We start from the raw sequence: 22,787 nt of genomic DNA on the forward strand, positions 1-22,787 counted from the left end.
ACTACACTAATCTTTTGACCTAAAATTAAATTACTTTTTTGTTTTAGGTTTAGCTTTTGCCTTTTTCTTTGGAGCTTTTTTCTTTGGAGTCTTCGCCTCGATCAACTTTTTGGCTTCTTCTAAAGACATATTAACAACATCGACAGTTTTTGCCAACTCCACCTTAATCTTGCCTTTTATAACATTATGACGCCCCCATCTCGCTTTTTCTATACGGATGCCTTCTTCTTCCCAGTTATGAATAACCTTATCGATCTCTTTTTGCTTTTTGATTTCGATCAGCTCTATAATGTCATCATTAGATAAGTTATCAAAATCGTACTTTTTGTTTACGTTAATAAACATACCGTTCCATTTAATGAACGGCCCAAACCTACCTGTACCTTTTGTAACTTCTAAATCTTCATACATAGCAATTGGCGCATCGGCCTTCTGCTTAGCAACAATAAGTTCTATTGCTCTATCCATTTCTATTTCAAAAGCACTCTCGCCTTTATCCATAGAAATAAATTTCTCTCCAAATTTCACATAAGGTCCAAATCTACCTACGTTAGCCAATACTTCTTCTCCTTCATAAACCCCTAATTTCCTAGGAAGTTTAAAAAGATCCATTGCCTCTTCATAAGAAATAGTGTTTAAAGATTGCTCTGGTAATAAACTTGCAAATGTTGGCTTTTCTTCATCATCAACAGTACCTATTTGCACCATTGGTCCAAATCTACCTAAACGTACAGATACTTGTTTTCCACTTTTAGGGTCTTTACCCAATATTCTTTCTCCGCTGGCACGGTCTGCATTTTCTTCTACATCTACTACATTAGGATGAAAATCTTTGTAGAAGTCTTTCATCATTTTCTTCCAATCCTCATCACCGGAAGCTATTTCATCAAAATCCTCTTCTACTTGAGCGGTAAAATTGTAATCTAATATGTTGGCAAAATTACTTACCAAGAAATCAGTAACGATCATACCAATATCCGTAGGCACCATTTTACCTTTATCAGAACCAACATTTTCAGTAAGGTTCTTTGTTTCTATTTTATCTGAAGCCAATATCAATTGTTGATACTTACGCTCACTACCTTCAATAGTACCTTTTTCAACATAACCTCTATTAAGAATAGTGGATATTGTTGGTGCATATGTAGATGGTCTACCAATACCCAATTCTTCTAACTTCTTAACCAAAGATGCTTCTGTAAATCTATATGGTGCTCTTGTAAAACGTTCCGTCGCTGAAATAAAGTTGTTCAACAAACGCTCACCTTGCTTCATTGCCGGCAACATACCTTCTTGTTCTTCTGCAACATCTTCATCATCTACACCTTCCATGTAAACTTTCAAGAAACCATCAAACTTTATTACTTCACCATTAGCTGTGAACTCTTCTGTATGTTTGTTGGCCTTTATTCTAACATTGGTACGTTCCAATTGCGCATCGCTCATTTGAGATGCAACGGTACGTTTCCATATTAAATCATATAATTTAGATTGATCACGCTCCAACGAAGGAGATTGATTCCCCATATCCGTAGGTCTAATGGCTTCGTGTGCTTCTTGAGCTCCTTTAGACTTCCCTTTAAAGTTTCTTGTCTCGCTATACTCTTTACCGTAGTTTTTTTCAATAGCTTCTTTGGCAGATGCTAATGCTTCGTTAGAAAGATTAACACTATCCGTTCTCATGTAGGTTATTAAACCCGCTTCATACAAACGTTGTGCTACCTGCATGGTTCTACCTACAGAAAAATATAATTTTCTTGATGCCTCTTGTTGTAAAGTAGAAGTGGTAAACGGCGCAGATGGCGATTTCTTAGCCGGTTTCTTATCTAATTTGCTTACTGAAAAATCAGCTGCTTTGTTTTTCTCTAAAAATGCCTTTGCATCTTCTTCGGTAGCGAACGTTTTGTTCAGTTTTGCTGAAAATACACTACCTGCTTCAGTTTGAAACTCTGCTGCAATCTTAAACGATGCTTGTGGCTCAAAGCCTTCAATATCTCTTTCTCGCTCAACGATTAACCTTACGGCTACCGACTGAACACGACCGGCTGAAAGACCCGGCTTAATTTTTTTCCAAAGTACGGGTGATAGTTGATAACCAACCAAACGGTCTAATACTCGTCTAGCCTGTTGTGCATTTACAAGATTGAAATTGATTTCCCTTGGATTCTCAATCGCTTTTTGAATAGCTGCTTTTGTAACTGAGTTAAAAACAATACGTTTTGTCTTCTTCTTGTCTAAACCTAGCTCTTCTGCCAAGTGCCAAGAAATAGCCTCTCCCTCGCGATCCTCATCACTCGCGAGCCATATAGTTTCTGCTTTATCCGCCAGACTCTTAAGCTTTTTCACTAAAGCTTGCTTGTCTTTATCAACTATATATTTCGGTGTAAAATCGCCTTCAACATCTACTCCCAACTCCTTTGAAGGTAAATCTGCAATGTGACCAAAGCTCGATTCTACCTTATAATCTTTTCCCAAAAACTTCTCTATAGTTTTGGCCTTTGCAGGAGACTCAACAATTACTAAATTTTTCGCCATCAACCTTGTTTATACTTACAAATGTATACTAAAAATTAAACTTTGGAATTTCAAGAATTTATTTTTCCCCATATTTCAACAGAGTTTAGCCTATAAAATCATGAAATTAATGATTATTCTAGCCGCTATATCACAAGACATAAACTAATTAGGGACTCAAATAAAAAAAGGGAAGCTAAACTAGCTTCCCTTTTTTTAACCTAATAATAATTTTACAATTGAAATGTACTTAACAATCTAATATCATTATCTACATATTCATATTGATATAATGTTTGATCACCGATCATTAACAAAGAAGAGGCCAATGGTATTACATCGTAAGCTACAATATCTTCAAAAGTATTTATCAAAGTGACATTTGGCGCATCTGATTTATCATAGACTTTTAAGCCCGAATCTCCGTCGCACACAAAAAGGGTATTATCTTTAATACCTAATCCGTTAGGACCATCCATAGGATAAATCACTTTTAATTCAGGATTTGCAAGATTAGATATATCAACTATATAAAGTCCACTTTCCGTACTACCACAGAAATTACCTCCTTTTAAAGTCACATACGCATAATCACCATCAACAACGACAGGATCACAAGCCGTACCATGCCTAAACTCTGAGATGAATTCTGGTTTTTCAGGATTCTCTATCCCATAAATATACATGCCTTGAGATCCTCCTATAAATAAAATATCTCCTTGACTGTAAATAGTTTCAATATCCCAGGCAACTTGCACATCATCCAACACTTGTACATTTTCAACATCTGTAATGTCGAAAATATTGATATCGCTATAATCGACAACATAAAGATAATCTCCAATAATCTTAAATCGTGCTAAAGAACCACCTTGACCTGTACTTGGCTGCGGACTATCATTAGAACTTTCAAGAGTATCTACCACACAACCATCACAATTATACCTAGATTCATACTCCTCTACCGGTCTTCTTTCGGTCACAACTTCCCAGCCTATTACAATATCCCTATCATAATCAATATCGCCGTATTCATAAAAATCTGCTTGTGGATACTCAATCTCCGTAGCCCAAACACCATTATTATAGATAGCATTTACAATACGGCTGTCTACTGCAATATTATTAATATCTGAAATATCAAAAATGACCAAGTCGCCATAACTATCGGCATATATCTTATCATCTTTAATAGAAATATCATTATTACCTTCTAGCTTGATAAATGCAATGCTTTCCGGTGATGAAGGATTTTGATTATCGATTACATGAAAACCCTTATTCACATCATTGACAAAAATATAATTACCGTAGGCATATATTTTACCTGATGATACAATTGGTACCGGCTCAGTAACCGAAACAGCTTCTGCCTTAAAAGTAATTGCATCTTGCAAAATGGGTCTTGCCACTTGGTAATCTTCATAAGGTCCATCATCATCACAAGAAACAAATGCAGATAAAGCTATGGCACAAACAAGTAATAGAAAATTCTTCATGGTCTATAAATTAACTGGTTGCAACAATAAGATGAAGAAACCTGTAATAGTTGCGTTACAATAAACTTGAATTATCTTCTACCTCGTTGAAACCTACACCATCTTTATACATATAATACGTTGGCACCTTACCTAACATTGCAGTAAACAATACTCCTACACAACACAGAATAAAGCCCAGTTGCGCCACAAAAGCCGAAACAATCACCAAACCAAATATAACCAGCCAGTTTTTATTGCCTAAAGTAAAACTTGCCTTCACCATTTCTAAAGGAGATAAATGATTTGAAAACGCCAAAAAAGCAGGTAGTAAAGATAATGGCACCATAACATAAAAAGCACCTATTCCACAAGCTAGTGCTCCGAGCAAAGTGAGACCTAGCATATAAAGACTCAAAATAAAGACCTTACCTAAACGACCTTCTTTAAAAAAGTAGAAATAGTCATCGCTAACTGCTTCTCCTAAATCTTTTTCTCTACACATTTTCAAAAATGCCGCGTTTAACGCCAAAGTAAATGTGGTCACCCCTAAAATTAAAACCGGCATACATATTACCATTGAAATTGTAACCATTGTCGGCAACTCATTATGTTGAAATACTTCTGGATCAGTTATACCCATGGCAATCATTGGAATATACATAACCAAATAAAAAGGCAATATTACAACGAAGGTCAAAAGCAAAATAATGAACCCCTGTAACCAGACTTTCTTAAAAAGCTCAATAGACCTACTAAATATGGTACCAAATTCTAAATCTGGCTTGGTTTTAATCTGCTGTGTCAAGTTTTCTAAATTCATATGCATTGGTGGTTATAATTGGTGATAAAACTAAATAATTTTAAAGTGTAAAGCATAAACAAACCCTAAATAATCATGTCATCTTGTCATATTTTTGATTATAATAGTATCTTTGCCATCCAAAATATTTTATTGCAACGTATTACAAAAATGGAGAAAACCATAGACGAAAATGTGCAGGGCACAACTTTGGTAGTTGAAGGAAAAGAAATGAACAAGCGTAATCTCTACATAGAGAGCTACGGTTGCGCCATGAACTTTGCCGATAGTGAAATTGTTGCATCTATCTTAGCGACCGAAGGTTTTAACACCACCCAAACGTTAGAAGATGCGGATTTAGTACTTGTAAACACGTGTTCTATTAGAGATAAAGCAGAGCAGACCATTCGTAAAAGATTAACCGAATATAATAAGGTAAAAAAATCTAGGCCACATTTAAAAGTTGGAGTTCTTGGCTGCATGGCAGAACGACTGAAAGACAAGCTTTTAGATGAGGAAAAAATAGTGGATATGGTCGTTGGGCCAGATGCCTATAAAGATTTACCCAACTTAATCAAAGAAGTTGATTCTGGAAGAGATGCTGTAAACGTAATTCTTTCCAAAGATGAAACTTATGGCGATATAGCTCCCGTCAGATTAAATACGAACGGAGTGACGGCTTTTGTTTCTATTACCAGAGGTTGTGATAATATGTGTACTTTTTGCGTAGTTCCGTTCACCAGAGGTCGCGAACGTAGCAGAGACCCACAATCTATCTTAGCAGAGATCAGCGAGCTTTCTGAAAAAGGATTTAAAGAGATTACACTTCTAGGACAGAATGTAGACAGCTACTTATGGTATGGCGGCGGACTAAAGAAAAATTTCGTGAATGCTACGGATATGCAAAAAGCAACTGCCACCAACTTTTCCAAGTTATTGGAAATGGTAGCATTGGCAAACCCTAAAATGCGCATTCGGTTCTCTACATCCAACCCGCAAGACATGACCTTGGACGTCATCAGAACCATGGCCAAACACAAGAATATTTGTAATCATATTCATTTACCTGTACAAAGTGGCAGTAATCGTATTTTAAAGGAAATGAATCGGCTACATACCATTGAAGAGTACTTTGAACTAACAGATGAAATTAGAAAAATTTTACCTGGCTGTTCTATTTCTCAAGATATTATCACGGGCTTCCCCACTGAAACAGAAGAAGATCATGCGGCCACGTTAAGAGCATTGGAACATGTAAAATATGATTTCGGTTATATGTACGCATATTCAGAAAGACCAGGTACTATGGCTGGCAGAAAAATGGAAGACGATGTGCCAGAGGCTACAAAAAAGAGACGCCTTTCTGAAATTATAGCTTTACAGAGAAGCCACTGTCAATACAGAACCGAAAAACATGTAGGTAAAATACAAGAGGTTTTAATAGAAGGAACCTCTAAAAAATCAGAACATGAATGGATGGGTAGAAATAGCCAAAGTACCGTTGTGGTCTTTCCGAAAGAGAATTACAAGGTGGGCGACTTTGTAAACGTACAAATTAACGATTGCACTTCTGCCACTTTAAAAGGTGCTGCAGTTGGGTATTCTGACAATAACTAACTTTATAGTAGCCATTTTATATGGAAAGTATACAAAGTATAAAACAACGTTTTGAAATTATTGGGCAAGACCTAAAATTAAATCGTGCTCTTGAAAAAGCAATGCAAGTTGCCGCAACTGACATTTCCGTTCTGGTTACAGGTGAAAGTGGTGTAGGAAAGGAATCCATTCCAAAAATCATTCATTCACTTTCCCATAGAAAACATGCAAAATATATCGCCGTAAACTGCGGTGCCATACCAGAAGGTACTATTGATAGTGAACTTTTTGGACACGAAAAAGGGGCATTTACCGGGGCTACACAAACAAGAAGTGGCTATTTTGAAGTAGCGGATGGTGGTACCATATTTTTGGATGAAGTTGGCGAACTACCATTAACTACCCAAGTAAGATTATTACGTGTACTTGAAAATGGTGAGTTTCTTAAAGTAGGTTCATCACAAGTGCAAAAGACAGATGTACGTATTGTTGCGGCTACGAATGTAAATATGTTCGAAGCTATTAAAAAAGAGCGTTTTCGCGAAGATTTATACTATCGTTTAAGCACTGTAGAAATTAACATTCCGCCATTACGTGAACGTCAAGGTGATATTCATTTATTGTTCCGAAAATTTGCATCCGATTTTAGTCAGAAGTACAAAATGCCTACTATCAGACTAGATGACCATGCCGTATCATTATTGACAAAATACAGATGGCCTGGTAACATTCGCCAACTGAGGAATATCGCAGAACAGGTTTCGGTCTTGGAAGAAAATAGAGCTATCACCGCTACCACTTTAAACGGTTATCTGCCGCATAATACTACAAGCAATCTACCTGCAGTAGTCTCCAACACTAAATCTGAAAGCGACTTCAGCAATGAAAGAGAAATACTGTACAAAGTACTTTTTGATATGAAAGGCGACCTCAACGACCTTAAAAAGTTGACGATGGAGCTCTTAAAGAACAATGATTCTGAAAAGGTTCAAAAAGACAACGAAAATCTTATCCGTAAAATTTACGGCAATGACGATGAAGAAGATGCAGATATCGAACACAATACGCAAGAAGAAGCTTCAATGAACCTATTGCACTTACCTGAACCGAAACGAGAAGAAGCTTCTATTATTCAAGACTCTTACGAGGACAAATATCATTTTGCCGAAGAAATTCAAGAAGAAGAAACCCTATCTTTACAAGAGAAAGAGGTCGAATTAATAAAGAAATCATTAGAACGCAATAGAGGAAAAAGAAAAGCCGCGGCAACAGAATTAGGTATTTCTGAACGAACACTTTATCGCAAAATAAAACAGTACGATCTTTAAACTAAAACGAATCTCATTTCAATGAAATACCTTAAAAAATCTCTGATATTCATACTGCCTGTCATCTTACTTCTAAGCTGCGGTGTATATAATTTTACCGGTGGTAATGTTGGCGAAGCCAAAACCTTTAAAGTAAATTACTTTCAAAATTATGCCACACAAAGTCCTGGTTCTACTTTTGAACCTGGGGTTGATAGAGATTTTACTTTAGCATTACAAGACAGAATTCAAAACCAAACGAGCCTAGATTTAATCAGCACAGGTAACCCAGATTTATTGTATGAAGGTGAAATAACCGAGTATAAAATCTCACCTATGTCTGCAACAGCAGCGCAAACAGCGGCACAGAACAGACTATCTATTAGAGTTAAAGTACGTTTTTACAATCAATTAAAAGAAGATGCTGCTTTTGACCAAAGTTTTTCTTTCTTTTTTGATTATGATGCAGATACACAATTAGCGACCGTTAAGAGTGAAGCTCATGAAATCATTTTTGAACGATTGACACAAGATATTTTCAACGCCTCATTGGCAGATTGGTAATTACATGAACGTTAAGGACTTTACATATTTTCTAGAACATCCTACCAAAGTGGTAGAACCTATTCACACAAAACATCTAGAAGATATTATTGACGAGTATCCTTATTTTCAAGCTGCACGCGCATTACATTTAAAGGGACTAAAAAATTTAAATAGTTACAAATACAATAAAGCCCTTAAGGTAACTGCAGCATATACCACGGACAGAGATGTTCTTTTTGAATTTATTACGTCTAAAGACTTTTTACAATTCGACCCTACAAAAAGTACAATTACCGAAATAGAAGAAAATAAAGAGGTTGAAATAATAGAAGAGGTAGCAGAAACACCTACGGTAGACCAAATTGAAATTGTTGAAAAAGGGGATTCCTCTACTACAACAGAAGAAGTAAATATACCTGATGAACCTACCGAAGAAGTAGAAGTCACGGAGATTGAATCTACAGAAACCGATGCATCGGATATTATCATCGCAACGTCTACCGCTGCACTAATTGCTCCGTCTGATGATAAACCATTACCACAAAACGAAGAAGACGCCGACAAGATTCTAGACCCAGCATTATTTCAATCTAAAAACCCTGATAATACCGAAGATGAAAATGCTCTTGACATAGGCAAACCCTTATCTTTCGATGCTAAAGAAAAATATTCTTTTTCTGAATGGCTTAGTCTTGCTTCAAAAAAACCTTTAGAAAAATCTGAAGAGAATATTGTTGAGGATGTTAATGTGGATGTTCAAGAAGAAAACATTGAGCCCCAAGCCGAGGTAAAAGAAAGTAAGATTGAAAAAACCATTTCTAAGGCACAGGAACAAAAAGTTACTCCAAAACCTATTAGAAAGCCCAAGGTCAAAAGTGAGGCAATTAAAAAGAAATACGACCGTATAGACAAGTTCATAGCTTCTAACCCTAAAATAGTTCCTACAGAACAGAGCGCGGTCATAGATATCTCAAGTTCTTCCAGAATTGACCATAACGAGCTGATGACAGAGACTTTAGCGAGGGTTTACCTGGAACAAAAAAAGTACAAAAATGCAATTCAAGCTTACAAAATTTTAAGTTTGAAATATCCAGAAAAAAGTAGTTTCTTTGCAGACCGAATTAAGACGGTAGAAAAATTACGAAAAGATAATAAATAATTTAGAATGAGTACATTTTCAATTTTCCTAATACTTATCATTGTTGTTTGCTTATTGCTAGTATTAGTGATCATGGTACAAAACCCAAAAGGTGGCGGACTTTCTTCTTCTTTTGGCGGAGGAGGCAACCAAGTTGTTGGTGGAGTAAAAAAAACAGGTGACTTTTTAGATAAAAGTACTTGGACTCTAGCAGGTCTATTAATAGTTTTAATCTTAGCTTCTAACGTTGCCCTTAAAGGTAACTTTAGTGATGCAGATTCAAAATTATTACAAGGTGATGATATTGAAACCGTAGTGCCGGAAGCACTGCCAGAAACAGTAACACCACCTGTAACTAACGAGCCTACACCGTCGGATAGTTTATAAAAATAGTACTACAATATATTTTAAATGCCAGCTTGTCATAAGCTGGCATTTTTTGTTTACAATTTGTCAGGAAATAGGCAATGGCATAATTTCTGCCCTTGCATACCCACGAAACTAAAAATCAATTTTAAAAATTAATAATTATGGCTAAAGTTAATATCAAACCATTGGCAGACCGAGTTCTTATCGAGCCAATGGCAGCTGAAACTAAAACTGCATCTGGACTTTACATTCCTGATACCGCAAAAGAAAAACCTCAAAAAGGTAAAGTTGTTGCTGTAGGTCCTGGAACAAAAGATGACAGTGTTACCGTTAAAGTTGGCGATACCGTTCTTTATGGAAAGTACGCTGGTACTGAATTGAAGTTAGAAGGTACAGATTACTTGATGATGAGAGAAAGCGATATTCTTGCTATTATCTAAAACTAGCAACCGGCTGCTGGCTTTTAGCCACTAGCCTTTATATTTTTATTTAAAAAATTAATAATCTTCTTGACTTTATGCCCAGTGTAAAAAGTCATAAATCAAAATAAAATTAAAAATGGCAAAAGATATTAAGTTTGATATAGATGCAAGAGACGGCCTTAAAAGAGGTGTTGATGCATTGGCAAACGCTGTAAAAGTAACATTAGGACCAAAAGGTAGAAACGTTATCATCAGCAAATCATTTGGTGCACCACAAGTAACTAAAGATGGTGTTACCGTTGCAAAAGAAATTGAATTAGAGAACCCATTAGAAAACATGGGTGCGCAAATGGTTAAAGAAGTTGCTTCTAAAACCAATGACCTAGCAGGTGACGGTACTACTACCGCTACAGTTTTGGCTCAAGCTATCGTTAAAGAAGGTTTGAAAAACGTTGCTGCAGGCGCTAACCCAATGGATCTTAAAAGAGGTATCGACAAAGCTGTTGAAGCTATTGTTGAGAATTTATCGAAGCAGTCTAAAAAAGTTGGTGATTCTTCTGAAAAAATCAAGCAAGTTGCTTCAATTTCCGCAAACAACGACGAAACTATTGGTGACTTGATCGCTCAAGCTTTCGGTAAAGTTGGTAAAGAAGGTGTTATTACTGTTGAAGAAGCTAAAGGTACGGATACATACGTTGACGTTGTTGAAGGTATGCAGTTTGATAGAGGTTACCTTTCTCCATATTTCGTTACCGATTCTGAAAAGATGGTTTCTGATTTAGAAAGCCCTTACATCTTGTTGTTCGACAAGAAAATATCTTCAATGAAAGATTTACTTCCAGTATTGGAGCCAGTTGCTCAGTCAGGGAAGCCTTTATTGATTATTGCTGAAGATGTTGATGGTGAAGCATTAGCTACATTGGTAGTAAACAAATTGAGAGGTTCTTTAAAAATCGCTGCTGTTAAAGCTCCTGGTTTTGGTGATCGTAGAAAAGCAATGTTAGAAGATATCGCAATCTTAACTGGTGGTACCGTTATTTCTGAAGAAAGAGGTTTCTCTTTAGATAACACTACTTTAGATATGTTAGGTACTTGTGAGAAAGTACAGATAGATAAAGACAATACAACTATCGTTAATGGTGGCGGTGTTGCAAAAGATATTAAAACTAGAGTTAACCAGATCAAATCTCAAATTGAGACAACTACATCTGACTACGATAAAGAAAAACTACAAGAGCGCTTGGCTAAATTAGCTGGTGGTGTTGCAGTACTTTATGTAGGTGCAGCTTCTGAAGTTGAAATGAAAGAGAAAAAAGATAGAGTTGACGATGCATTACACGCTACAAGAGCTGCCGTTGAAGAAGGTATCGTTGCTGGTGGTGGTGTTGCTTTGGTAAGAGCTAAATCTGTTCTTGCAAAGGTGTCTACTGAAAATGAAGATGAAGCTACAGGTTTACAGATTGTTGCCCGTGCCATTGAAGCTCCTTTAAGAACTATCGTTTCTAACGCTGGTGGTGAAGGCTCTGTTGTTATCGCTAAAATACTTGAAGGTAAAGGCGATTACGGATACGATGCTAAATCTGAAAAGTATGTTGAAATGATGAAAGCAGGTATTATAGATCCTAAGAAAGTAACTAGAGTGGCATTGGAAAACGCTGCATCTGTTGCCGGTATGATCCTTACTACAGAATGTGCTTTGACCGACATTAAAGAAGATGCTCCGGCTATGCCTCCTATGGGTGGCGGTGGCGGAATGCCAGGCATGATGTAGTTCGACGTCGTCGACCGGCAATTATTAGCTTGTTTGCGGACATACATAAAATTTAAAGCTGCACTTGAAAAATTCAAGTGCAGCTTTTTTTATACTTATACCAACAAAAAAAACCACCTTCTTTATTTACAGAAGGTGGTTTTATCGTCCAAACGGTATTGCCTTCTAAAGGCGATAACCTTACTACTTCTTTTTAGGAGCAGCTTTTGGAGCAGCCTTTTTTCCAGCTTTTGCCGGAGAAGGTTTTGCAGCTGGTTTCCCTGCTGATTTTGCTTGTGCCATTGTTATAGAATTAAAGATAAATCTATAGCTAATGTATTCCAGATTTTGATTCGTGATTATCGCGTTGGCAAAATATTAACTATAATATTTCTCCAAAACATATTAATGCACAATCGTACTGAAGCATAGAGTTCTACTACTCATTACCATGGTGCATACCATCATCGGAATTATCTTCTCTATACAAACAACAAGGGTGAACACTATTATAAGCTTCATCTGTTGCTTTTAATTCTTTGGTATCATGACCTACCGCAACGATAGCCATTTTAACTTTCATTGCATCGGTTTTACGTTCATCCATGATAATATCTAACTGATGCGTTGGTATACTCCAATTCGCATACTTCACTCCTTTTACATTTAACGCAGCTTCTTCTATACGCTCTTTACACATGGCACATCTACCATTTACGTCAAAAGTCATTTTCTTGTTCTTGTCTTGAGCATAGGTCAATACTGCAATCAGCATCATTGCCACTGATAAAATTGTTGTTTTCATAGGTATTATTGTATTTGTTATTTATAAAATCTTAAATCTGAATCCGCCATAGAACATTCTTCCCATTATTGGCGCATATACTATGGTTGTATCAAAATTGGGACCAAAAGGGTCATTTGCTCCTAAAACCGGTGTGTCTTGTTGTACATCAGACAGATTTTCACCGCCAATATACACCTCAAATGTTTTAGAAAACACCTTAGTAATTTGTGCGTTCATATGATTATATGGCGATGAATATTCCCCTAATTGATACGCTGATTCATTTGTACTGGTATCTGGTAATCTCATATCCCCAAAAGAATGAAAGGTATAATCAAACTTCCACTGAGAACCATTTTCCTTTGCCTCTGTTTCGTACCCCAAATTAGCTAAAAATCGGTGTTGTGCCAGTAATGGCTTTTGCAAATTCCCACTCTTGTAATCTGTAGAAACATCGTAAAATTTATAAGATGTTCTTAGGTTTAATCGCGATAACAACTCATAATTCACCTCTACTTGAAAGCTCTTGGCACTACTATCTCCGTCTAAATTATAAAACGAAACTTCTTGAGGAGTCTCCCAATCCACTACGATTTGGTTTTCAAAATCTGTGATGTAATAGTCTAAGGTAATATCTCCTTTTTTACCCAAAAAATTGAATCCCTGTAAAAAACTGACTCCGTAGTTCCAAGCGTCTTCAGGCTCAAGACCGTAAACACTACCACCAGTATCTGCAATATTAATTGCTCTAGCAGAAGCAAACAACTGCTGATTTTCCGCAAAAATATTGGCTGCTCTTTTACCTCTACCAAACGACCCTCTTAGACTTCCTTTTTCCCATGGGGTATACCTAATATGGAATCTAGGTGTTATAAAAGTTCCCAACCTGTTATGATTATCTACACGCAGACCAGCAGTTAGACTTACCTTTTCCAAATTTTCATAGCTGTATTCAAAAAAGGCGCCAACAGAATTATCTACACGAGAATAATCTGTAGCCGTCACCATTTCATCATAACCATCATAAGCAAAAGTGATTCCCGTTTTAAACTTATTTCTAGTATCGCCTATTATTGAATTAAATATAAGGTTACTATATAAACTCTCGTGGTTGATATCATAAGTTCTAAATCCGAAATAGGAATCTTGTTTATGATAACTATACGATGTTTGAAAACCTAAACTCTGAAAAGGTAATTCCGGAAAAACATATCCCAGCTTTAATGATGTATCGAACCTACGTGTATTAATTTCACTTCCCCACACTTCGGCTCCGCTCAGTGCCCTATTGGCTCCGTCTACTCTATCTGTATTAGGGTCAAAATCTACTTGCCCCACTTGTTTTTCATCATTTAAAAAACGAACATTAAAGAAACTGACCCATCCTTTTTCCGCATCTTGATATTGCCAACGGTTCATCACATTCAATTGCTCTCCTAATGGTGCATCTAAGAATCCGTCATTATTATCATCTTCTTTTTGTACTCGTTTATTACCGTGTATATATAAACCTGTACTCCACTTATCCGTAAGCTTTCTATTGAAATGAGTGTTCAATTCATAGCGCCCGTTTTGGTTTGCATACCCGTTTACAAAAACAGCATTATCAGTTAATGGTTTTACCAGCTCTGTGTTAATCTGACCAGATATACTTTCATAGCCATTTACGACACTACCTGCACCTTTTGTAATCTGAATACTCTCTATCCATGTACCAGGCGTAAATGTTAATCCGTATGCCTGTGACGCTCCACGAACCATAGGAATATTCTCTTGGGTAATCAATAAATACGGACTCGTTAATCCTAACATTTGTATTTGTTTGGTACCCGTTAACCCATCGGATAAATTCACATCTATTGCCGGATTGGTTTCAAAACTCTCCGCCAAATTACAGCAAGCGGCTTTCAACAACTCTGCACTATTAACGGTGATGACGTTCTGCGGACTGAAATATGTCTTCTGTATTGCATCGCGTTCTTGTTGTACCACCACCTCATCTAATTCATTAGATGGTTTCAAAGTTATTCTCAAAGTTTTAGGTTCGTTTATTGTCAGTGTATCCGACTCAAAACCTACATAACTAATTATTAATCTATTAAATTCCTTTATGTACGGAATTGAAAATTTACCATCAAAGTCTGTCACTACTCCCGTTTGGGAATCTTGCCAATAGACATTTGCACCCGAAAGTGTCAACGCATTAGACCCTTCAGAATCTAACACTACACCTTCTACCTTTTCTTGAGAAAAAGCAAACCAAGGCAACATGGCTATTATTAGTATTATATATTTATTCATTTAATTTTTTATTCAATTTTATTAATCAATTTTTGCTGCTCGTAATCGTAATGCATTTGCAATCACGGAAACAGAACTGAAACTCATTGCTAAAGCGGCAATCATAGGAGAAAGCAACAATCCGAAAAAAGGATATAACACTCCTGCAGCAATAGGAATACCGACCGTATTATATATCAGTGCAAAAAATAAATTCTGTTTAATGTTTTTCATCACAGCTTTACTTAAGTTGTGTGCTTTAACGATACCATGTAAATCACCTTTAACCAGGGTAATCGTAGCGCTCTCAATAGCAACATCCGTACCAGTACCCATAGCAATACCTACATCACTTTTTGCCAATGCAGGCGCATCATTTATTCCATCACCGGCAACAGCAACTTTTTTACCCTCTGATTGTAAACGCTCCACTTCTGCAAGCTTGTCTTGAGGAAGCATTCCTGCTTTAAAATCTGTCAGACTTAAATGATCCGCTGCAGCCTTTGCCGTATCATGATTATCACCTGTTAACATGACTACCGAGATACCATAATTCTGAAGCGCTTCAATAGCCTTTTTACTGGTTTCCTTGATTTTATCACCAATAGCAACAAAACCAATTGCCTTGCCAGCAGCAGCTACATAAGAAACTGTTTTACCCTGCTTTTGATGCGCAGAAACGATTACCAATAACTTTTCTGGGATAGAAACATTAGCTTCTAACATCATTTTTCGGTTACCTAAAAGAATAGTTTTGCCTTCAATTTTACCAGAAACTCCCATACCTGTAACAGAACTGAAATCATCTACCTTTAAAATGGACACATTCTTTGTTTTACCATAATTCACCGTAGCATCTGCTAACGGGTGCTCACTATGCTGATTTAAGGAAACAATATATTGCAACACCAAATCTTTATTAACGCCATCAACACTGCCTACTTCCTCAACAGACGGTTTACCTTCTGTGATGGTTCCGGTTTTATCTATCACCAGGGTATCAATTTTATCCATTCGCTCTAAAGCTTCAGCATTTTTAATCAATACTCCCGATTGCGCTCCTTTACCTACACCTACCATTACGGACATTGGTGTAGCTAAACCTAATGCGCACGGACAAGCAATTATCAACACCGCAATGGCATTTACCAAAGCATATACATAAGCGGGTTCTGGACCAAAAGTGACCCAAACCAAAAAAGTTACAATGGAAATAAAAACAACTGCCGGAACAAAATAACTAGATATTTTATCTGCTAATTTCTGGATAGGCGCTTGACTACGACTAGCCTTGTTCACCATATCTATAATTTGCGACAATAACGTATCTGCCCCTACTTTCTCTGCAGTCATTACAAAAGAGCCTTTCCCATTTATGGTACCTGAGCTTATTGCATCACCAACCATTTTTTGAACTGGCACAGGTTCACCCGTAATCATAGATTCATCCACGGTGCTTTCACCTTCATAAATACTTCCATCTACAGGTATTTTATCACCTGGTTTTACACGAAGTAAATCTCCTTTTGAAATCTGGTCAATAGAAATGCTCTCTTCTTTACCGTCAACTATCTTAACAGCTTTATTAGGCGCTAATTTCAACAGTTCTTTTACTGCAGAATTCGTTTTACTATGTGCGCGAGCTTCTAACAACTGACCAAATAATACTAAAGTCAAAATCACCGTAGTGGCTTCAAAATATACATGAACCGTACCTTGATCCGTTTTAAATTGTGGCGGAAAAAAATCGGGCACCAAAATAGCGAATACACTAAACAACCACGCTACCCCTGCTCCAATACCTATTAATGTGAACATGTTTAAATTCCATGTTTTAACAGAACGATAAGCACGTTCAAAAAACATCCACGTGGCATAAAACACCACAGGTATCGATAATGCAAATTGCACCCAGTTCCAATACTTCAAGCTCAAAATACCCTGAAGCGGATTATCAGGTATCATTTCTGACATTGCAATAAGAAAGATCGGAAACGTAAACCCTACTGCTATTTTAAACTTATTCAGTAGTTTTTGATAGCTCTTTTCTTCGGCGGAAATATCTGCTTGCTTCGGCACTAAGTCCATTCCACAAATTGGGCAATCGCCAGGTTCATCACTAACAACCTCTGGATGCATGGGGCACGTATACTCTTGACCGTTATTAGATGTAGCACTAGCCTCCTCTACCAAATCCATACCACAAACCGGACAGTCACCAGGTTCTGTATATGTCTTTTCTCCTTCACAATGCATTGGGCAGTAAAAAACACCATTACCATTCTCAACAGCTTTGGGTTTTGTATCCTCATGCACATGAGCACCCAGTTCATGGATGGAATAATGTCCTCCGTCAACTTCCATAGCCGCCTGCAAAGTTTTTAAGGGAATTTCATTATCCATTTCCAAAACTGCTTCAGCCTTTTCTAAATCAACCGCAGCATTGGATACTCCGCTAATTTTTGCTAAGGTTTGCTCAACATGACCTCTACAGCCATTGCAGGTCATTCCATTAATTTGATATGTATTTTTCATAATGAGATTATGATTTCTTTCAGTTGTTAAAACTGTTTCTACTATTTCAACTAATCACATTCACTAATCTTTTATAAAAAAGAAACAAAAAACAAAAACACCTATAAATTAAGGTAGACTTGCTTTACAGCTTGATAAAAGAAAAGGTGACTAGATTAAAAATAGCACTTGATTACACTGCATTTGCGAACTAACGCTAATCATCAGTTGAAATCAAATCAAGAAAACTTGGTGTAGAATATTCAAATCTTCAGCCAGTATAGGCGGTGGATATGAATCAAAATCGATATACTCATCTGTAGTTTCTTCAAACAAGCCTATATAAGAACTTGTAAAAGAGATTAAGAATACCTTTTGTGAAAAATCAAAACTAGAAATATCATGTGTTAAGTCATCTTGACCCTGAATGGTAAAAGCCTCATCGTTACAGCAATGTTTTTTTACCGTTGGGGTATCTTCCAATAAAGACAGACCAGCTTTTATTTCACAATTTTCAGCATGATCAAACAAAGCTATATCCATAACACGACCCATACACAAATGCTTTTCTACTGTCCAAGAAATTGTTGACAGTAACAATAGCATTGCCATGAACACAGAAAATAGTTTATGTAGCAATTGTTTCACACTGTAAAATTACAAAATATTGGATAGCTAAGGGCTTTTACTGCATTTCTTTAACAAAACATTTACTTAAGAAATATCCTACAAAATAAACTAAGTGAAAAATATACGATTCTGAATATTATTAAGTTAAAAGAGTTAACACATTAACAAATTACAATCATTAAACACTAATCATCAAAATTAAAAATTATGAAAAAACAAATTAGACAGGTCTTCTTAATATGCACAATAGCACTATTTATTGGTAGTTGCAGCTCAGATGACGGATCGGTTTTTGACACCCCATTACCAGATGACACTACAGGAGATGACGGTGATGATGACTCTAATGAGCCAGAAGTAGCAACGATAGTTTTCAACGAAGCCGTTCCTTCTTCAAACATTACAACAGCATCTGCAAGCGGAGAAGCGGGTACTAATGTTACCGGTAGAGTTATTTTTACTTCAGACGCTACTACACAACGTAGAATGTATATTACCCAAAATTATTTAGGACAAGGAGAAATGCCTTTTAGTTCTTTTGATTTGGTAAGTGATGATTTGGACAAAGCTTTAAAAGCTGATGGCTCTATTGACTTAGATGGCGCTACAAAGAAAGAAATTGATTTTTCTTTTCCTCTTCCAGTTCCAGATATTGAAAACGGAGAAATTGTATATTCTTTTTGGACGACCACAGGTAAAGGTGATTTTAGAGATAGCTCAAAAAGATTGGCTTTAGGTGTAGGTCAAATTACTGTAACCATAGGTTCAGGCACAAACCCAGTTGCTGCCGTTAGGGAATTTACAGATGTTAAACTTTTTGCTCCGGCACAAGACGGCACAACAGAATCTTTCTTTTCCCTATTAAATGAAACTGTTTACAGAATTAATGTAGGACCTGAATTTAGAGCTTTCTGGGATTTTGGATACTACTTTGGTGCTGCTGGCGATTCAGCCGGTGACAATGCTTCTTTTGCCTCAACTGAGCAATATGATGCTTCTTTTGGTTTTGCTGTAGATGGTCTAGAGCCAGGCGCAGACGAAGAGAATGCTGCTACAGAAACCTTGAACCAAATGTTCTTTGCAACTTCTACAACTATAGACGTTGCTGCTTTTGATGCGATAACCCTAAACAGTGAATTAGATTTTATTGTTAGCTCAAGTTCTCAGAACATAACCAACTTAAGTGTAGGCGACGTTATAGAATTCGTAGACAACTACGGCAAAAAAGGGTTAATTAAAATTACCGCTATCGAAGCTGGTTTCAACAATAATGATTTTATTGAATTTGATGTTAAGATTCAACCATAATCTCAATATATAAAATATAGTATTAAAAAGAGGATGTTTAAAAACATCCTCTTTTTTTTGTTTTAGCGCATACTGTTGCATGACAACAATATGTATTTTTGCAAAAAAAAAAGTTATGTTTACAGCTCTGCGCCCTCAAGTAAGTTCTATTATTGATTCTAATAAAACCCCAGATGCAAAAATGCAAGATATATGTGAGCTTTTAAAAGCTAACGTACCACATTATGACTGGGTAGGTTTTTATTTTAAAAACGGCGATAAGCGCGAACTGAAACTAGGTTCTTATGCTGGTGCTCCAACAGATCATACCATAATTCCTTTCGGAAAAGGTATTTGTGGACAAGTAGCCGAAAGCAACGAGAATTTTGTTGTACCGGATGTTCAAGCTCAAGACAACTACATTGCATGTAGCATTACAGTGAAAGCAGAGATTGTTGTTCCCTTATTCGTTAACGGTGAAAACATTGGTCAAATAGATATCGACTCTAACACTCCTGACCCTTTTACAGAGGCAGATGAGACCTTTTTAGAATTCGTAAATTTTGAAGTAGCCAAAATTCTTTAAAACTTTAGGCTTTTTGTTGATAAACTAGCTCATTTTATAACTGCAAAAAAATTACTTTTGCTTGCTTATTAAAAACATTTAAGCATCATACAATGAGCAGTGTAAAAAAAGCGTCTTCAGCCTTAATTTCAGTTTTTCATAAAGACGGATTAGAGCCAATAGTACGAAAATTTCAAGAATTAGGAATCACTATTTACTCCACCGGAGGAACCGAAAAATTCATAACTGATTTAGGAATCAACGTGGTTCCTGTAGAAGATGTAACTAGCTACCCTTCTATTCTAGGAGGAAGAGTAAAAACTTTACACCCAAAAGTATTTGGCGGTATTTTAAACAGACAGGACAACGAAAGTGATGTTGCCCAATTAGCTGAATTTGAAATTCCACAAATAGATATTGTTATTGTTGATTTATATCCTTTTGAAAAAACGGTTGCCAGTGGTGCTTCTGAACAAGATATCATTGAAAAGATAGATATAGGCGGAATATCACTAATTCGTGCTGCAGCAAAAAACTTTAAAGATGTTACTTGTGTTTCTTCTATGGAAGATTATGCAGAGTTTCTTGACGTAGTTTCTGCTGAAAATGGGAACATTAGCCTAGAAGACAGAAAGCGTTTTGCCGCTAAGTCTTTTAATGTTTCTTCTAATTACGACACTGCTATATTTAACTATTTCAATAAAAACCATGAAATCGCAGCATTAAAAGTAAGTGAGACTGAAGGCAAGGTTTTACGTTATGGCGAGAACCCACACCAAAAAGGATTCTTCTTTGGGGATTTTGATGCTATGTTCTCTAAATTACACGGTAAAGAATTATCATACAACAACCTTTTAGATGTTGATGCCGCAGTTAATCTGATGCTGGAATTTAAAAACGATGCTCCAACCTTTGCTATTCTTAAGCATAACAATGCATGCGGATTAGCACAAAGAGACACATTACACCAAGCTTATGTTGACGCTTTAGCCGGTGACCCTGTTTCTGCTTTTGGCGGAGTTCTTATCAGCAATAAAGAAATTGATAAAGCTACGGCTGAAGAGATACATAAATTATTCTGCGAAGTTGTTATAGCACCTAGTTATAACGCAGAAGCTCTTGAAATTTTAAAAGGAAAGAAAAATAGAATCATCCTTATTCAAAATGAAGTTGAGATGCCAGAGATGCAAGTTAGAACTTGTTTAAACGGTATGCTTCTTCAAGAAAAAGATCATAAAACAGATACAGTCGCTGATCTTACTAATGCGACCAACACAAACCCTACAGATCAAGAATTAGAAGATTTAATTTTTGCATCTAAACTTTGTAAGCATACAAAGTCTAACACAATTGTTCTTGCTAAAAACAAACAACTTTGTGCAAGTGGTACAGGGCAGACCAGTAGAGTCGATGCTTTAAACCAAGCAATACACAAAGCACAAACCTTTAATTTTGACCTTAAAGGAGCGGTTATGGCAAGTGATGCTTTCTTCCCTTTCCCTGATTGTGTGGAGATTGCGGACAAAGCGGGTATCACCAGTGTTATTCAACCGGGCGGATCTATAAAAGACCAATTAAGTGTTGATTATTGCAACGAACACAAAATTTCAATGGTGATGACAGGCACACGTCATTTCAAGCATTAATTTCATTACTTTTGTCGATGAAATACACCCTTTTATCTAAAATTTAAATATCACATATGGGATTTTTTGATTTCTTGACCGAGGAAATAGCTATAGATTTAGGTACAGCTAACACTCTTATCATTCATAATGACAAGGTAGTTGTCGATAGCCCATCCATCGTTGCCAGAGATAGAATTAGCGGAAAAATCATTGCAGTTGGTAAAGAAGCCAATATGATGCAAGGTAAAACCCATGAGAACATAAAAACAATTAGACCATTGAAAGATGGTGTAATTGCAGATTTTGACGCATCTGAAAAGATGTTGATGATGTTCATCAAGAATATTCCTGCATTAAAGAAAAAATGGTTTCCGCCAGCATTGCGTTTGGTCATCTGTATTCCTTCTGGTATTACTGAAGTTGAAATGCGTGCGGTAAAGGAATCTGCAGAACGTGTAAACGGTAAAGAGGTGTATCTTATTCATGAACCAATGGCTGCAGCTATTGGTATCGGTTTGGACATTATGCAACCTAAAGGAAACATGATCGTTGATATAGGTGGTGGTACTACCGAGATTGCGGTTATTGCATTAGGCGGTATCGTTTGTGACAAATCCGTAAAGATTGCAGGTGACGTATTTACAAATGACATCATTTATTACATGCGTACACAGCACAACTTATATGTTGGTGAAAGTACGGCTGAAGCAATTAAGATTGAAATAGGTTCTGCAACAGAAGATTTACAATCTCCACCAGATGAGAAATCTGTACAGGGACGTGATCTTCTGACAGGAAAACCAAAACAAGTTCAAATATCTTATAGAGAAATAGCGAAGGCTTTAGATAAATCTATTCTGCGTGTTGAAGATGCGGTTATGGAAACATTATCTCAAACTCCCCCAGAATTAGCTGCCGATATTTACAATACTGGTATCTACCTTGCAGGTGGTGGATCTATGCTACGTGGATTGGACAGAAGGTTATCTCAAAAAACCGACTTACCAGTTTACATTGCCGAAGATCCATTACGTGCCGTAGTACGTGGTACCGGTATCGCACTTAAAAACTTAGAACGCTACAAGAGCATACTAATTAAGTAAGAAGCTTGTTTTAACGAACAGCTTCTTACTTAATATTGATAGCCTTGGATAAAATTCAAGAGCCATTTATT

The 22,787-nt window shown here is 36.6% G+C and carries 18 protein-coding genes; 11 read left to right on the plus strand and 7 right to left on the minus strand.

The features are described from left to right. Window positions 1–30 precede the first annotated feature (30 nt). The 3 genes from topA to P177_RS17245 form a co-directional block, all read right to left on the minus strand. On the minus strand, window positions 31–2,535 hold the full coding sequence (gene topA, locus P177_RS17235; RefSeq protein ID WP_036156769.1) for a type I DNA topoisomerase: 2,505 nt from the start codon (window positions 2,533–2,535) through the stop codon (window positions 31–33). 212 nt (window positions 2,536–2,747) lie between these two features. Beyond that, the gene (locus tag P177_RS17240; RefSeq protein ID WP_036156771.1) at window positions 2,748–4,013 is read right to left on the minus strand and encodes an LVIVD repeat-containing protein; all 1,266 of its coding nucleotides are present in this window, start codon (window positions 4,011–4,013) and stop codon (window positions 2,748–2,750) included. Between the two features lie 55 nt (window positions 4,014–4,068). Continuing rightward, window positions 4,069–4,815, minus strand: a complete 747-nt coding sequence (locus P177_RS17245) for a hypothetical protein (protein WP_036158730.1) — start codon at window positions 4,813–4,815, stop codon at window positions 4,069–4,071. Window positions 4,816–4,965: 150 nt separating this feature from the next. On the opposite strand from P177_RS17245, the gene miaB reads away from it, so the two are divergent. The 7 genes from miaB (at window position 4,966) to groL (ending at window position 11,943) form a co-directional block, all read left to right on the plus strand. Further along, window positions 4,966–6,411 (plus strand): tRNA (N6-isopentenyl adenosine(37)-C2)-methylthiotransferase MiaB, encoded by a 1,446-nt coding sequence (gene miaB, locus P177_RS17250; RefSeq protein ID WP_036158734.1) that lies wholly within the window; start codon window positions 4,966–4,968, stop codon window positions 6,409–6,411. 20 nt (window positions 6,412–6,431) lie between these two features. Then, a complete protein-coding gene (locus tag P177_RS17255; RefSeq protein WP_036156773.1) occupies window positions 6,432–7,718 on the plus strand; it encodes a sigma-54 interaction domain-containing protein in 1,287 nt (428 codons plus the stop codon). 21 nt (window positions 7,719–7,739) lie between these two features. After that, a complete protein-coding gene (locus P177_RS17260; protein WP_036156775.1) occupies window positions 7,740–8,261 on the plus strand; it encodes an LptE family protein in 522 nt (173 codons plus the stop codon). A gap of 4 nt (window positions 8,262–8,265) precedes the next feature. Further along, a complete protein-coding gene (locus P177_RS17265) occupies window positions 8,266–9,402 on the plus strand; it encodes a hypothetical protein (RefSeq protein ID WP_036156777.1) in 1,137 nt (378 codons plus the stop codon). Between the two features lie 6 nt (window positions 9,403–9,408). Further along, window positions 9,409–9,768 carry a preprotein translocase subunit SecG gene (secG, locus tag P177_RS17270; protein ID WP_036156779.1) on the plus strand — a complete coding sequence of 120 codons (360 nt, stop codon included), beginning with the start codon at window positions 9,409–9,411 and terminating at the stop codon, window positions 9,766–9,768. Window positions 9,769–9,911: 143 nt separating this feature from the next. Beyond that, window positions 9,912–10,190: a co-chaperone GroES gene (locus P177_RS17275; protein WP_036156781.1), complete on the plus strand. Its 279-nt coding sequence runs from the start codon at window positions 9,912–9,914 to the stop codon at window positions 10,188–10,190. A 118-nt stretch (window positions 10,191–10,308) separates the two neighbouring features. Then, complete coding sequence (gene groL / locus P177_RS17280) at window positions 10,309–11,943, plus strand: chaperonin GroEL (RefSeq protein WP_036156784.1); 1,635 nt, start codon at window positions 10,309–10,311, stop codon at window positions 11,941–11,943. Between the two features lie 418 nt (window positions 11,944–12,361). On the opposite strand, the gene P177_RS17285 is transcribed toward groL, so the two are convergent. The 4 genes from P177_RS17285 to P177_RS17300 form a co-directional block, all read right to left on the minus strand. Further along, entirely contained in the window at window positions 12,362–12,727 is a 366-nt protein-coding gene (locus P177_RS17285; RefSeq protein WP_036156786.1) for a heavy-metal-associated domain-containing protein, read from the minus strand. A 21-nt stretch (window positions 12,728–12,748) separates the two neighbouring features. Continuing rightward, window positions 12,749–15,010 carry a TonB-dependent receptor gene (locus tag P177_RS17290; RefSeq protein WP_036156788.1) on the minus strand — a complete coding sequence of 754 codons (2,262 nt, stop codon included), beginning with the start codon at window positions 15,008–15,010 and terminating at the stop codon, window positions 12,749–12,751. Window positions 15,011–15,031: 21 nt separating this feature from the next. Beyond that, window positions 15,032–17,524 carry a heavy metal translocating P-type ATPase gene (locus P177_RS17295; protein ID WP_036156790.1) on the minus strand — a complete coding sequence of 831 codons (2,493 nt, stop codon included), beginning with the start codon at window positions 17,522–17,524 and terminating at the stop codon, window positions 15,032–15,034. A 213-nt stretch (window positions 17,525–17,737) separates the two neighbouring features. Continuing rightward, on the minus strand, window positions 17,738–18,151 hold the full coding sequence (locus P177_RS17300) for an HYC_CC_PP family protein (RefSeq protein WP_245233060.1): 414 nt from the start codon (window positions 18,149–18,151) through the stop codon (window positions 17,738–17,740). A 189-nt stretch (window positions 18,152–18,340) separates the two neighbouring features. Between P177_RS17300 and P177_RS17305 the strand changes: the two genes are divergently transcribed. The 4 genes from P177_RS17305 to P177_RS17320 all read left to right on the plus strand — a co-directional run bounded on the left by P177_RS17305 (window position 18,341) and on the right by P177_RS17320 (window position 22,716). Next, window positions 18,341–19,441 (plus strand): hypothetical protein, encoded by a 1,101-nt coding sequence (locus P177_RS17305; protein ID WP_051941905.1) that lies wholly within the window; start codon window positions 18,341–18,343, stop codon window positions 19,439–19,441. Between the two features lie 115 nt (window positions 19,442–19,556). Further along, window positions 19,557–20,006, plus strand: coding sequence for a GAF domain-containing protein (locus tag P177_RS17310; RefSeq protein WP_036158740.1), 450 nt, complete (start codon window positions 19,557–19,559; stop codon window positions 20,004–20,006). A gap of 92 nt (window positions 20,007–20,098) precedes the next feature. Beyond that, the gene (purH, locus tag P177_RS17315; RefSeq protein WP_036156794.1) at window positions 20,099–21,631 is read left to right on the plus strand and encodes a bifunctional phosphoribosylaminoimidazolecarboxamide formyltransferase/IMP cyclohydrolase; all 1,533 of its coding nucleotides are present in this window, start codon (window positions 20,099–20,101) and stop codon (window positions 21,629–21,631) included. Between the two features lie 56 nt (window positions 21,632–21,687). Next, window positions 21,688–22,716 (plus strand): rod shape-determining protein, encoded by a 1,029-nt coding sequence (locus P177_RS17320; RefSeq protein WP_027066022.1) that lies wholly within the window; start codon window positions 21,688–21,690, stop codon window positions 22,714–22,716. Window positions 22,717–22,787: the final 71 nt, after the last annotated feature.

This window comes from Maribacter forsetii DSM 18668, assembly GCF_000744105.1.
In the GTDB taxonomy this organism is placed as follows: Bacteria; Bacteroidota; Bacteroidia; order Flavobacteriales; family Flavobacteriaceae; genus Maribacter; species Maribacter forsetii.